The 376-nt window shown below is 48.7% G+C and carries 1 protein-coding gene; it reads right to left on the bottom strand.

Features of this window, described 5'->3' with window-relative positions; genetic code table 11:
- Positions 1–376: sulfatase/phosphatase domain-containing protein (locus NQZ67_RS30020; protein ID WP_257453172.1), on the bottom strand; the 376-nt coding region annotated here is incomplete at both ends.

Below are 376 nucleotides of genomic sequence, written 5' to 3'. Positions count from 1 at the left end.
AACAACCATTCCTTATTGTCCGGCGCTGAGTAGATATATTTGTATCGTTCCGTAACGGCCATATATACACCGAATTCATTCCGGTTATATTGACCCATCGTTAATTCTCTCTGCTGCTTGCCCTCAGCAATATCCAGCAAGCTCCGGCCGCTATAATCCTCTTGCGGCTCAATATCTGCCGCTTGCAGAAAGGTTGGCAATATATCGACCAAGCCTACGGGAGCATGACATTGCTCATTGCCTTTCGTGCGATCTGGATCCACTACGATCAGCGGTATGCGCGCTGCGGAATCCAGGAAGCTGCGCTTGCCTACACTATTGTAATCGCCAAGCAGCTCAGCGTGGTCAGAAGAGAATACAATCATGGTGTTCTTCA

It is taken from the genome of Paenibacillus soyae (genome assembly GCF_024623455.1).
Lineage (GTDB): Bacteria > Bacillota > Bacilli > Paenibacillales > Paenibacillaceae > Pristimantibacillus > Pristimantibacillus soyae.
The sequence above is the reverse complement of the archived record's forward strand: the minus strand, read 5'-3'. Positions and strand labels throughout refer to the sequence as shown.